Annotated in this window: 2 protein-coding genes; both read left to right on the forward strand. The window is 35.3% G+C overall.

What is annotated here, in order from left to right; translation table 11 throughout:
• The coding region (locus ACYVTD_RS15845) for a hypothetical protein (protein ID WP_461248651.1) at positions 1-234 on the forward strand (234 nt) is incomplete at its 5' end.
• A gap of 12 nt (positions 235-246) precedes the next feature.
• The coding region (locus ACYVTD_RS15850; RefSeq protein ID WP_461248652.1) for a hypothetical protein at positions 247-552 on the forward strand (306 nt) is incomplete at its 3' end.

A 552-nucleotide genomic window follows, 5' to 3' on the forward strand; every position in this document is an offset into this window, starting at 1 on the left:
GGAAAGATCATTAAAGGAAAGGATGTTATGCAGTGTTACAAGGAAAAGGTTACCGAGCTTAAAAAGCGGTTTGGGGATAAAACGCTTGGAGAGATGGAAGAAGAGCTGGGTATTAATCGTTATAATAATACCGGTGTCGGTTTTGGCTATCTTGTTAAGGGAAACCTCCCTAATACCAAAGAAGAGGCAAAAAAAATCCTTGACACGTCCGAAGTTGATAAATTATTAATTTGAGACGCAACAATTATGTCTTCACCTTGTGTTTTACGGCTTGATGACTGGCAAGATATCGAAGGTATCTTTGATAAAATCTGTCTCATCAACGAGATTTGCTATAAACATATCACTGATAATCTCCGTTTTATGGAAACCTTTGATAATGACCCCAATAAAAATGAAATCTACACTACATATTCGATAGAATTAAGAGACGCTTACTCTCATCTTGTAAAGATTCTTGCATATAAGGATATTAATTCGACAGAAAATAAAGTTAAAATTAACAGACAGTTGGAACGATATTTGGGTCATTTGGAAGAACTGCTTTATGAC

It is taken from the genome of Treponema sp. R6D11 (genome assembly GCF_054786075.1).